Annotated in this window: 6 protein-coding genes, 1 pseudogene and 1 riboswitch; of the genes and pseudogenes, 5 read left to right on the top strand and 2 right to left on the bottom strand. The window is 58.6% G+C overall.

Annotated elements, in window-relative coordinates; genetic code table 11:
• Nucleotides 1-311: 311 nt before the first annotated feature.
• Nucleotides 312-962 (bottom strand): GntR family transcriptional regulator, encoded by a 651-nt coding sequence (locus HDF10_RS01395; protein WP_260177535.1) that lies wholly within the window; start codon nt 960-962, stop codon nt 312-314.
• 66 nt (nt 963-1,028) lie between these two features.
• Nucleotides 1,029-4,519: pseudogene (locus tag HDF10_RS01390) on the bottom strand (carboxypeptidase-like regulatory domain-containing protein).
• A 79-nt stretch (nt 4,520-4,598) separates the two neighbouring features.
• A riboswitch (cobalamin riboswitch) is annotated at nt 4,599-4,793 on the bottom strand.
• A 195-nt stretch (nt 4,794-4,988) separates the two neighbouring features.
• Here HDF10_RS01390 and HDF10_RS01385 point away from each other — a divergent pair.
• The 5 genes from HDF10_RS01385 to HDF10_RS01365 all read left to right on the top strand — a co-directional run bounded on the left by HDF10_RS01385 (nt 4,989) and on the right by HDF10_RS01365 (nt 12,115).
• On the top strand, nt 4,989-6,236 hold the full coding sequence (locus tag HDF10_RS01385) for a Zn-dependent hydrolase (RefSeq protein WP_183809748.1): 1,248 nt from the start codon (nt 4,989-4,991) through the stop codon (nt 6,234-6,236).
• A gap of 171 nt (nt 6,237-6,407) precedes the next feature.
• Nucleotides 6,408-7,781, top strand: coding sequence for an NAD(P)-dependent oxidoreductase (locus HDF10_RS01380; protein ID WP_183809746.1), 1,374 nt, complete (start codon nt 6,408-6,410; stop codon nt 7,779-7,781).
• Nucleotides 7,768-9,192, top strand: a complete 1,425-nt coding sequence (preA, locus tag HDF10_RS01375; RefSeq protein WP_183809744.1) for an NAD-dependent dihydropyrimidine dehydrogenase subunit PreA — start codon at nt 7,768-7,770, stop codon at nt 9,190-9,192. The genes HDF10_RS01380 and preA overlap by 14 nt, the downstream gene beginning before the upstream one ends.
• A 74-nt stretch (nt 9,193-9,266) precedes the next feature.
• Complete coding sequence (gene hydA, locus HDF10_RS01370) at nt 9,267-10,670, top strand: dihydropyrimidinase (RefSeq protein ID WP_183809742.1); 1,404 nt, start codon at nt 9,267-9,269, stop codon at nt 10,668-10,670.
• Nucleotides 10,661-12,115 (top strand): NCS1 family nucleobase:cation symporter-1, encoded by a 1,455-nt coding sequence (locus HDF10_RS01365; protein ID WP_311732626.1) that lies wholly within the window; start codon nt 10,661-10,663, stop codon nt 12,113-12,115. The genes hydA and HDF10_RS01365 overlap by 10 nt, the downstream gene beginning before the upstream one ends.
• The last annotated feature ends 1 nt before the right edge of the window (nt 12,116 follow it).

The following is a 12,116-nucleotide window of genomic DNA, read 5'->3' as shown; positions in this document are numbered from 1 at the left end:
AAGAGCCGGGGAAGACGCTTGCCGCCTGCTGGTCATACCAGTTTTTCCAGGAGTTGAAGATCGCTCTCCCAGCGACGGAGGAATTCTTTACCAATGCTTGAGTTAATGTCGCTTTCGGGCTGCATTTCGATAGGCGCGGTGAAGTTCACTTCGAGAGTGGTCGGACGATTTTATGAGGGCTGCGGGACTCTGGCTGGTTACTCCTTTAACTGATTACTCCTTTATATCGAGGGGGCGCGGAAGGCTTTTGGAGAGGTGAAGCCTGCGGCCTAGCGTGCTGAAACGTGGTCTCCAGGGATGTGCGGGGAGGCTCAGTTTGGGGTCTTGAAGGTGGCTAGAAGGCGCTCGCGCACGAAGACGATATGATCGCGCATGGCGAGGCGGGCTTCGCGCTTGGAGTCTTTCTTGAGGGCCTGGTAGATCCTGGTGTGAGCTACGGGGGCGGTGGTTGCGGAGAGCTCGTAGGACTTGGAGCGGCAGAGGAGAGTTTTCTGCTGGACGTTTTCGAGGACGCGGCAGAGCTCCTGGTTGCCGGTGGCGGCGGCGATGAGCGAGTGAAAGCGCATGTCCTCTTCGATGTGCTCGAGCTTGTTGCCGCTCTTGAGGAACTTTTTGGTGCGGTTGATGCTGGCTGCGAGATCGGTGAGCAGCTTCGGGGTGATGGTGGCTGCCTCGATGGCGTGAACCTCGAGGAGTTCGCGGAGTTCGTAGAGATCGCGGATCTCTTTGGCGGAGAACTGGCGGACGTAGGCGCCGCGGCGGGCTTCAATGCGGACGAGGCCTTCGGCTTCCAGTCGATTGAGCGCTTCGCGGACGGGGGACTTGCTGATACCGAGCTGCGTGGCGAGGGACTCTTCGGTGAGCCGGGATAGTTCGCCGAGGGTCCCGTTCAGCACGCTTTGCTTGATGCTGCGGTAGGTAAGCTCGGTGAGATTTGGAATTTTAGCGAGCTTAATCATCATGTGGTCTGGAGGATTCTACACGACTGGACGCTGGCGCTCGCTGGAGTGGCTTGAAAGATCTTTGTGCTAGAACGAGAACTTGGCGGCTAGCTGGACGAGACGCGGGGCTGCGGCGCTGACGATCTTGCCGAAGTTCTGCGTGTCTTCTACTTGTCCATCGACGGAGGCGGGGCCGTAGAACTGGGCGTGGTTGAAGGTGTTGAAGGACTCCAGGCGAAACTCGAGGGACTTGCCTCTGCGAAGCGAAGGTTTTTCTGGAGGGCCATGTCGAAGTTGTTGATGCCCGGACCGTAGAAGACGCGACGCTTGGCGTTTCCGAGCTGGCCAAGGTTTTCTTCCGGGAAGAGAGCGGTGTTGAAGGCTGGGCGGCCGTTGCGGCCGTTGTTGTTGATCTTGAGCGCGCCGGGGAGGTACTGCGGAGTGTCGAGGAGATAGTTGTTGGCTCCGTTGCCTAGTGTGCCGAGGAGAGAGTTGTCGGAGTTGTCGAACAGGGTGACGGGGAAGCCGGTGGCGAAGCGGGTGGTGCCGGAGAGGCTCCACTCTTCTGTGAGGCGATTGCTCTTTTGGAGGAGAGCTGCGATGGGAAGGGCCCAGGTGTAGCTGGCGACGAAGTTGTGCTTCAAGTCCCAGGCGGAGATGGTGCGGCTTTGGCGGGGGTCGATGGGGTTGAGTTGCTCGCCGAGGCTTGAGCCCTGGTCGATGGATTTGGCGTAGGTGTAGCTGAGGAGGAACTGCGAGCCGTGATGCTGGTAGCGGAGGGTAGTTTCGAGGGCGTTGTAGTTGGAGCTGGCGGCGGACTTGTCGGCTGTGTTTTCGCCGTAGTTGGGGCCCTGGCCTACGCGAGTTCCCTGCACTGTTTGACCGGCGCTGTTGGTGTAGGTGGAGTCTTCGCCGAAGGGTCCGCAACCGGGGAGGCTGAGACAGAGGGCGGGATCGCCGGGGTTGGCGGAGACGAGGGTGAGGATGCGGTGGCCTTGATTGCCTACGTAGCTGACGGTGAGTAGCGTGTGGCCGGTGATCTGACGTTGAAGGGAGAGCATGTAGTTGCTGGTGTAGGGGGCGCGGTTGCGGTAGTAGAAGAATGGATCGGCGGCGATGGGTGTGAAGTTGGCCCAGTTGACCGACGTGTCGGGGTTGGTGCGGGAGACTGAGTGCGACGGAAACGGGAAGGGAAAACGCTGGCCGTTGTTGACTCCTGTGGCAGCGGTGATGAAGGGCGTTGCGAGTAAGGGTGGCGCGGGGCTGAGGTAGTTGAAGCCGAAGGGCGGGACGGCGTACATGATTCCTGCGGAGAGACCGGGGAAGGCGGTGTAGAAGAGACCGTAGCTGGCGCGGATGCTGGACTGGCCGCTGGCTCCGAAGATCTTGCTCCAAAAGCCATCGGTGAATTTTGGAGAGTAGGCGAAGCCGATGCGCGGGGCGAACTTTTTGTAGCTGGTAGGAGCGATGGTGTTGGGAACGCCTGGGTCGCCGGCTACGACGAAACCATCAGGGGCACCGGGATAGAGGGCTGATTGTGCTCCGGGGATGTAGGTCTGGAGTTGATTGTATTTTTCAGACCAGGGTGCGATGACGTCCCAACGGAGGCCGGCGTTGATGGTGAGGTCTCGGCTGGCGCGCCAACTGTCTTGGGCGTAGAGGCCGAGGTAGTGGTTGCGCAGATAGAAGGGCTGGCCGGAGGATTGGGTGAAGTTGCTGGGCGTGCCGAGGAGGAAGTCGGCGTAGGGGTCTCCGGTCTCGGTGCCGTTGATGTTGAAGGTACCGTTGAAGGTGGCGTTGGGATGCTCGTTGACCTGGTCGATGTGGAACTGGGCGCCGAGCTTTAGGGTGTGTGCGCCTATTGATCGCGAGACACCATCGCTTAGGTAGAAGGTGTTGTTGATCTGGGTTTCGTTGGTGATGGGGACGCCCAGGACGAAGGTGGGGAAGGTAATGTTTTCGACACCTTCGAACTGTGGGGCCTGGACGAAGATGCCTCCGCTGGCAGGGCCGGAGAAGCCTTGAGAGGCGAGACTGACGCCGAGGCCACCTTTTGGCCGGCCGATGATGTTGGCGTTGCGGAGGTAGCCGATGTGGAGTTCGTTCACTGTGTTTGCGCTGATAACTTTTGTGTCTCCTACGGAGAAGAGTTGCGCTCTACCGATGAAGAGGGCGTCGAAGCCGGGGATGGTTGCGCCGGCGACGGAGCCGGGGTAGGGGTTGTCGAGGTTATAGTCGTCGAGGAAGTAGTAGGCGGAGAGCTGGCCGATGCGGCTGTTGCCGTCGATGCGTGCGGAGCCTTTGTCGTCGCGGACGGTTTGCGAGAAGGCGGAGGTGGAGAACTGGGTCTGGCCTACGTTTGGGGAGGGGATGTAGGGGAGGCGATTTTTCGCGGGAGCGGACCAGGCGCTTTGGGGGATGTTTCCATTGGGGAAGACGCTAGTGTAGGGTTCGCCGGCGGTGACGGTGCGGCCAAGCTGTTGGCTGAGAAGTGAGGCGAGATAGGGGCCGCTGACGGAGCCGGTGAGGTCGTCGAAGGTGCCTGAGCGTTGGGCGAGTGCGGGGACGGAGATGTTGCCGGTGGAGACGCCTTGGGTGGTGCGGGTTCCCTGATAGTCGGCGAAGAAGAAGAGCTTGTCGCGCTGGATGGGGCCGCCGAGGGCGCCGCCGAATTGGTTCTGGTTGTAGGCGGCACGGGTTTGATCGAAGTAGCCCCTGGCGTCGAGGTTGGTGTTGCGGAAGAACTCGAAGGCTTTGCCGTGAAGGTGGTTGGCTCCGGATTTGCTGACTACGGCGATGATGCCTCCGTTGTAGTTGCCGTACTCGGGGTCGAAGTTGGCGGTGAGGACGCGGAACTCTTCGATGGAGTCGAGGTTGGGAATGACGGAGGTGCCTCCGTTCATGTGCTCCTGGACGTCGATTCCATTGACCATGAAGCCGTTGGAGGACTCGCGCTTGCCATTGATGGAGAGATTGCCGGGGTTTTGGTCACCTGAGGGATAGATGCCGCCGGTGACTCCGGCCATGATGACGGAGCTGGGCAGGAGGGTGGAGACGGGGGCGACGCCGGGCTGGATGGCGAGCAGGTCGGTGTAGCTGCGGCCGTTGAGGGGGATGGCGGTCATCTGTTCGCTGGAGACGACTTCGCCGAGGTTGGTTGTGGCGGTGTCGACTTGAACGGCGGCCTCGCTGGTGACGGTGACGACGTCGGAGCGTGTGCCGATCTCGAGAGAGGCGTTAACGCGGAGGGGGGAGTCGGCGTCTACGGTGAGGACGGCTTTTCGTTGCGTGTTGAAGCCTGTGGCGGCGATGTCGAGGGTGTAGTGGCCAACGGGAAGATTTGGGAAGGTGTAGAAGCCCTGCTTGTCGGAGACTGCGTTGTAGGTTGTCTGCTGGGCGGTGTTGACCAGCTTGAGCGTTGCACCGATGACGATGGCACCGCTCTGGTCGGTGATCGCGCCGGAGATGCTGCCGCCGGTTGCGGCTTGCAGGAACGATGTAATGAAAACGAGGGATGCGAATGCCAGGAGAGACAGAAGCTTTTTGATAGGAGGAGAGTTTGACTGCGATAGCAGCATTTACGCCTCAAAAGATGGCGTGTCAATCAGGCTAAGCTCAGTATGAGTGAGCGATCGCCCCCGTTTCCACGCGGGGTTGAATCACGACTTCTCTTGGGTAGGTCTCCTGATTTACAGGCGAAGCTGCTGTTGCGCGGCTCCTGACGCTTCGCCTTCCCCGATGGACTGAGTGGCGAGTGAAGAGTCTTTTCCTGATTACAGTGGCGGGATCATGCCGGACTTACACCGGCTTCCCTTTTATGCCCTCGCGGGCACCCAGGATGTTTCTCTTACAAATTAGCACAGGAAAAAACTTTGCTGAGCTTGGTGATGGACGAGCGGGCTGATACAGGGTCTGGAGTTATGTTAGTAGTTCCCTGCCAGACTGACGTCCGTGTTTTTTTGGAGAAAGTTGCAGCTGCGGTTTTGGGTATAACCTTATTTTTTTAGGACTTCTTTTTTCGGGACTTCTTTTTTCAGGAGACGATGCGTGCCCGTTGATCCGTTGCGAGTGATCTCCGATCTGAAAGAACTTCGTGCCCTGACGGCGGATGCCGATGGTGCCCAGCGGGTGGCGTGGACTCCAGTCTGGCTGGAGGCGCGGGCGTGGTTTCAGAACAAGCTGAAGGGGCTGCCGTTCGAGCATCATTATGATGCTGCGGGAAATTCGTGGACGACTCTGCGTGGAGATTCAGATCGCGCTCTTATTCTCGGGAGTCATCTCGACTCGGTTCCGAACGGCGGTTGGCTGGATGGGTGTCTGGGAGTCCTGGCTGGATTTGAGGTGTTGCGGGGCCTGGCGGAGGATTTCGGCGGCGAACCACCGATCACGATTCGGCTGGTTGACTGGGCGGATGAAGAGGGCGCGCGTTTTGGACGGAGTCTCTTCGGCTCGTCGGCGTTTGCCGGGACCCATACGATTGAGGCTGATCGGGGGCGTACGGATCGCGATGGAGTTCGGCTGGAGGAAGCGCTTCGGAGTTGCGGGGTCAACGTGGAACAGATTGGCGACGCGGCGAAAGAACGAGACGGTGCGGCTGCTTATCTGGAGTTGCATATCGAGCAGGGGCCGGTGCTCGAAGGGATGGGGCTGCCGCTAGGAGTTGTGCTTGGGACCAAAGGCGTGGAGCGGCATGCGATTACGTTCCATGGACAGGAGGCTCATTCGGGGTCTACTCCGATGGGTGCGAGGCGCGATGCGCTGGCGGCTGCGGCGAAGCTGGCGCTTGAGATTCGCCCGATCGCGCGAAGACATCCGGACGCGGTTGCGACGATGGGAAGCGTGAAGACTTTTCCGGGGATTGTGACGGCGGTGGTGGGACGCTGCGAGGCGACGCTGGATATGCGCGATCTCGACGCGGGGGTACTTGGCTCGATGTTCGCCGAGGCTCGCGCTGCGAGTGAACGCTTTGCGAAGGAAGAGGGATGCACGGTGGATTGGTCGAGGATCTGGAGTATTGAGCCGATACCGTTTGATGCGCAGCTTATTTCGTTTTGCGAGGAGGCGGTCCGCAAGACGGCGGATGTGTCCCATCGGCTACCCTCGGGTCCGTTGCATGATGCTGCGGAGGTTTCGCGCGCGGGGATTCCGACAGTGATGATGTTTACGCAGTCTCTTGCCGGGTTGAGCCACAACAAGGCGGAAGATACGAGGGTCGAAGATTTGACGCTGGCGGTGCAGGCCTTTGACCGGCTTGCGAGGAAGACGATGGAGTGGCTGAGCGAGCGGGGAGGGTAGCGGCCGTGAGTTGTGATTTCAGGGTGGACTTCGGTCCTGACTGGAAAGGAGTTAGTTGTGATGGTGCATAATAGTCACTCCTGAGAAAAGATATGCGACGCAAGGAGAGTTGTCTTGCATGATGCAACTGCTTCCATTGGATGAGCGTTTCGATAAGGGGATCGGACTCTGATGAGCGAGCGCGTTCCCTTTCCTGAGCAGGTTGTAGCCACTCCAGAGGTGGTAAAGCGTTTTGGCGATCTGCATCCGCCCTTCGACAGACAGGCTGCTGTGCCTGAGGCTAATCGCTGTCTCTATTGTTTTGATGCGCCGTGTACGATCGCTTGCCCGACACACATTGATGTGCCGAGCTTTATTAAGAAGATCGCCAGTGGGAATCTCTCTGGGTCGGCGCGAACGATTCTGGATGCGAATATTCTGGGGGCTAGCTGCTCTCGTGCGTGTCCGGTAGAGGTGCTCTGCGAAGGCGCCTGCGTGATGCACCGGTACAACAAACAGCCGATTCAGATTGCGCGGCTTCAGCGCTTCGCGATGGATGCTCTCTATGAGAGCGGGGCTCCGCTGCCGTTTGCGCCTGGGCCGGAGACGGGATTGTCGGTTGCGCTGATCGGTGCGGGGCCTGCTTCGCTTGCCTGTGCGGCTGAGTTGCGACGGCGTGGCATTCGTGCTGATCTTTATGATGCGCGTCCGTTGCCTGGTGGTTTGAATACGTATGGGATCGCCGAGTATAAACTTCCGCTGGTGGAGAGCCTGCGGGAGATTGAGATGCTTTCGCAGCTGGGCGTGGAGTTTCACTTCGAGACGAAGGTCGACGCTGCGGGGCTTGCGGAGCTGGAAGGGACGCACGATGCGGTTTTTCTCGGGATTGGGCTGGGTGCGATTCATCAGCTTGGAGTTGCCGGAGAGGAACTTGCGGGAGTGACGAATGCTCTGGATCTCATCGCCGGGTATAAGTCCGGCGCGCTGACGACGGTGCCGAAGCGCGTGGTGGTGGTGGGTGCGGGAAATACTGCTATCGATGCGGCTATCGCTTCGGTGCGGCTTGGTGCGAGTGAGGTTCATATTCTTTATCGGCGAGGGCAGGAGCAGATGTCGGCGTTTGCGTTCGAATATGAGCACGCGAAGCACGAGGGGGTGAAGTTCCTCTGGCACGTTCAGCCGACGGGGATTCGCGGGGATGGAATTGTGAAGGGGCTCGAACTGACGAGAGTTGCGGCGACCGAGGATGGTTCGATTGTGCCAGAGAAGGATTCGGCGTTTGTTCTCGAGGCTGACCTGATTGTTTTATCGATTGGACAGTCTACGCATGCGGATTTTCTTTCTGGATCTCCGAGTTCCGGGCCTTCGAGTACGTTCGGGAAGATTCAACTGGAGCGTGGCCGGATTGTGATTGATCGGGCGACCGGACAGACGTCTCAGCCTAAGTTTTTTGCGGGGGGAGATTGTACGAACGGCGGGCGCGAGGTCGTGGACGCGGTGGCGGATGGGAAGCGCGCTGGGATCGGAATCGCTGGATGGCTGGGGGTGCAACATGGCAAAGGATAGACCGACGCTTACGAGTACCTTTTGCGGCATCGAGTGCATGAATCCGTTCTGGCTGGCGTCTGCGCCGCCGACCAACTGCGGCGAACAGATTATGCGGGCCTTCGATGCGGGCTGGGGAGGAGCGGTGTGGAAGACGATCGGCGAGCCGATTACGAATGTCAGCTCGCGCTACTCGTCGATCGATTGGGAGGGGCGGCGGATGATGGGCTTCAACAATATTGAGCTCATTTCGGATCGCCCGATCGAGGTGAACCTGCAGGAGATCGCGGAGGTGAAGCGGCGGTATCCGAAGCATGTGGTGATCGCTTCGCTGATGGTTGAGAGCAAGCGCGAGAGCTGGCATGACATTGTGCAGCGCGCGGAGGATGCGGGGGCTGATGGGCTGGAGCTGAACTTTGGTTGTCCGCATGGAATGAGCGAGCGCGGGATGGGGTCTGCAGTGGGGCAGGTGCCGGAGTACTGCGAAAAGATTACGGGATGGGTGAAGGAGAAGGCTCGCACGCCTGTGATTGTTAAGCTGACACCGAACATCTCGGATATCCGTGTGCCTGCGCGAGCTGCAAAGCGCGGAGGCGCGGATGCGCTCTCGGCTATCAATACGATCAACTCGATTACGGGGATTGATCTGGATACGTTTCAGCCTAGTCCGAATGTAGATGGTAAGAGTTCGCATGGCGGTTACTGTGGGCCGGCGGTGAAGCCGATTGCGCTCAATATGGTTCAACAGATACAGGCAGATGCCACGAGTATGCTTCCGCTGTCAGGGATTGGCGGGATTGGAAACTGGCGCGATGCGGCTGAGTTTATTTTGCTGGGCTGCAGCACGGTGCAGGTGTGTACGGCTGCGATGCACTATGGCTACAGGATCGTCGAAGATATGCAGGACGGGCTGTTGAACTGGATGGCCGAGAAGGGCTTCGCTACGATCGAAGACTTTCGCGGGTTGTCGCTTCCGAATGTTCGCGAGTGGAAGCAGCTGAATCTCAACTACCAGATCGTTGCTCGTATTCACGCGGATCTATGTATTGGATGCCAGCTTTGCTATACGGCGTGCTGGGATGGTGCGCATCAGTGCATCCATCTTGATCGCACCTCGCCTGCGCCGGATACGACGCTGACACCGGGGATGGTTGAGGCTGAATCGGCGCGGCGAATTTCGACTACGCCTATTCCGAAGCTTGACGCGGGAACTTCGGGCAGGACGAATGCGATTACGCCGCTTGAGCGCATTCCGCGGGTCGACGAACACCATTGCGTGGGCTGCAATCTTTGCTCGCTGGTTTGCCCGGTTGAGAACTGCATAACAATGGAGCGCATCGACAAGGATCTTCCATTCGAGAGCTGGGAGGAGCGGGTTGCCAAGGGCCTGATCACGTCGGGGACCGGTGAAGTGATGAGTACTAATACCTGATGCGATGTGCTTTTTTGGAGTGGAGCTTCCTCTCGTGTCGTGAACTACAGCGTTGAAAAAGTCTGGAGCAATGTATGGGAACTCTGATTCAGAACGGCATTGTTGTCACGGCCGACCGCTCCGAAAAAGCAGATGTGTTAATTGATGGCAGCACGGTGTTGAAGGTGCGGGCTGGCATCGAGCCTGCGCGGCATACGGTGGTAGACGCTGCTGGACTCTTTGTTTTGCCGGGCGGCATCGACGCGCATACGCATATGGATATGCCGTTTGGGGGAACGGTCTCTGCGGATGATTTTCTGACTGGCACGCGTGCGGCGGCGATTGGCGGGACGACAACTATCGTCGACTTTGCGATTCAGGCGAAGGGGACGCGGATGCGGGACGCGCTGGATATCTGGATGGGGAAGGCCGACGGCAAGGCCTGTATCGACTACGGGCTGCATATGATTGTGACCGATCTTGGCTCCGATAATGGCAAGCAGGGGCTGCACGATATGGATGACATGGTGCGGGAGGGTGTTGCCAGCTTCAAGCTCTTTATGGCTTACCCGAATGTGCTGATGGTGGACGACGGGACGATCTTCAAGGCGCTGCAGCAGACGGCGAAGAATGGTGCGCTGGTGTGTATGCATGCCGAGAATGGAAGCGCGATCGATGTGATCGTGCAGCAGGCGCTGGCGGAGGGGAAGACTGCTCCAGTGTATCACGCACTGACGCGGCCTACGAAGGCGGAGGCGGAGGCGGTGAACCGCTCGATTGCGCTGGCCGAGATGGCGGGAGTGCCGGTGTATATCGTTCATCTCTCGAGCGAGGATGCGCTGAACCAGGTTCGCGAGGCGCGTGATCGCGGAGTTCCGGCGTTTGCGGAGACTTGTCCGCAGTATCTGCTGTTGTCGATCGAAGACCAGATGCCGGGGAAGAGTTTTGAAGAGGCGAAGTATGTTTTTACTCCTCCGCTGCGGGAGAGGAAGAATCAACCGAAGCTTTGGGATGGCCTGGCGACGGATAATCTGCAGGTGGTTTCGACTGATCACTGCCCGTTCTGCTTTGCGGATCAGAAGCAGCTGGGCAAAGACGACTTCAGCAAGATTCCCAATGGTGGGCCGGGCGTGGAGAATCGCATGCAACTGCTTTATCACTTCGGCGTGAATGCGGGGAAGATTTCGCTGCAGCGTTTCGTCGAGATTACTTCAACCGCGCCGGCGCGCATCTTCGGGATGTATCCGAAGAAGGGAACAATTGCTGCTGGATCGGATGCGGATATTGTGCTGTGGGATCCTGAGGCTGAACACGTTATCTCCGCGGCAACTCACAATATGCGCTGCGATTTTTCGATGTTTGAAGGATGGAAGGTGAAGGGAAACGCGCGGCAGGTTTATTCGCGTGGGGAGCTGGTTGCGGATGGGGGACGCTATGTGGCGGCGGTTGGCCGTGGCCAGTACCTGCGGCGTGAGGCTAGAGGAGGAGCGTGGCAGTAAGGTCGATTTCGACGGGAGTTGTTGATCAGTCTGCCGCCGATCTCGCGGCAGAGCATGACTCGCGTCTCTATAACGCCGATCTTGCACCGACTACTACGGCGCAACGTACGTGGGGAACTTATAACTACATTGCGCTGTGGTTCTCGATGTCGATGGAGGTGACGACGTATATGCTTGCGTCGTCGCTGATCGCGGGCGGCATGAACTGGAAGCAGGCGATTCTGACGATCCTTCTGGGAAACCTGATCGTGCTGGTGCCGATGCTTCTGAATGCCCACGCGGGCGCGAAGTATGGGATTCCCTTCCCTGTGTTTGTTCGGGCGAGCTTTGGGACACGCGGAGCTAATCTCCCGGCGATGCTGCGAGCGATTGTGGCCTGCGGATGGTTTGGGATTCAGTCGTGGCTTGGAGGGCAGGCAATCGCAGCGATGATCGGAGTCCTTTGGCCACAGACTGCACAGATGCCTTTGGTGCTGTGGGTGAGTTTTCTTGGGTTCTGGCTGCTGAATATGTATGTCGTGTGGCGGGGCGTCGAGTCAATTCGATTTCTGCAGTGCTTCTCTGCGCCTTTCATGCTGGTGATGTCGCTGACACTTCTCTTCTGGATGCTGCATAAGGCTGGCGGCTTCGGCCCGATGCTTTCGGCACCTAGCCGTTTTCATACCACGGGAAGTTTTCTTCGTTTCTTTTTTCCGTCGCTGACGGCAATGGTTGGATACTGGGCGACGCTGTCGCTGAATATCCCGGACTTTACACGTTATGCGAAGTCGCAGGATTCGCAGATTGTGGGACAGGCGTTCGGTCTGCCAGTTGCGATGGTGCTTTACTCGTTTATCGGGATCGCGTGCACATCGGCCTCGGTCACTATCTTTGGAGAGCCGGTGTGGTCGCCCATCACTTTGCTGGGGCGATTTCATCAACCGTTTGCGGCTTTGCTGGCGCTGGTTGCTCTTTTGATTGCGACGTTGAATGTGAACATCGGCGCGAATGTTGTTTCGCCGTCGAACGACTTTTCAAACCTGGCTCCGAGGTTGATCAGCTTTCGCACCGGCGGGTTGATCACTGGTTTTCTGGGTCTCGCGATGATGCCGTGGAAGCTGATGAGCAGCTTTGGCAACTATATATTTGGCTGGCTCATTGGGTATTCGGGATTGCTGGGACCGGTTGCCGGCATTATGGTCGCGGATTATTTTCTGATTCGCGGGACGCGGCTGGATACGGTGTCGCTGTATCGCCGCGGAGGCCCGTATGAGTACACGCGCGGGATCAATCCGAGAGCAATTGTTGCACTGGGCGCCGGGGTGACCGTCGCGTTGATTGGGCTTGCTGTTCCCTCTTTGCGGTTTCTGTATGACTACGCGTGGTTCGTAGGGTTTTTTGTCGCGGCGGCAAGCTACTATCTGCTTATGCTGGGATGTCGAACGGTGGCTTCCACGGCGCCGTGAC

Origin of the sequence: Tunturiibacter empetritectus (assembly GCF_014201375.1) — a bacterium.
GTDB classification, from domain to species: domain Bacteria; phylum Acidobacteriota; class Terriglobia; order Terriglobales; family Acidobacteriaceae; genus Edaphobacter; species Edaphobacter lichenicola_D.
This window is presented reverse-complemented; position numbering and strand designations above follow the sequence as displayed.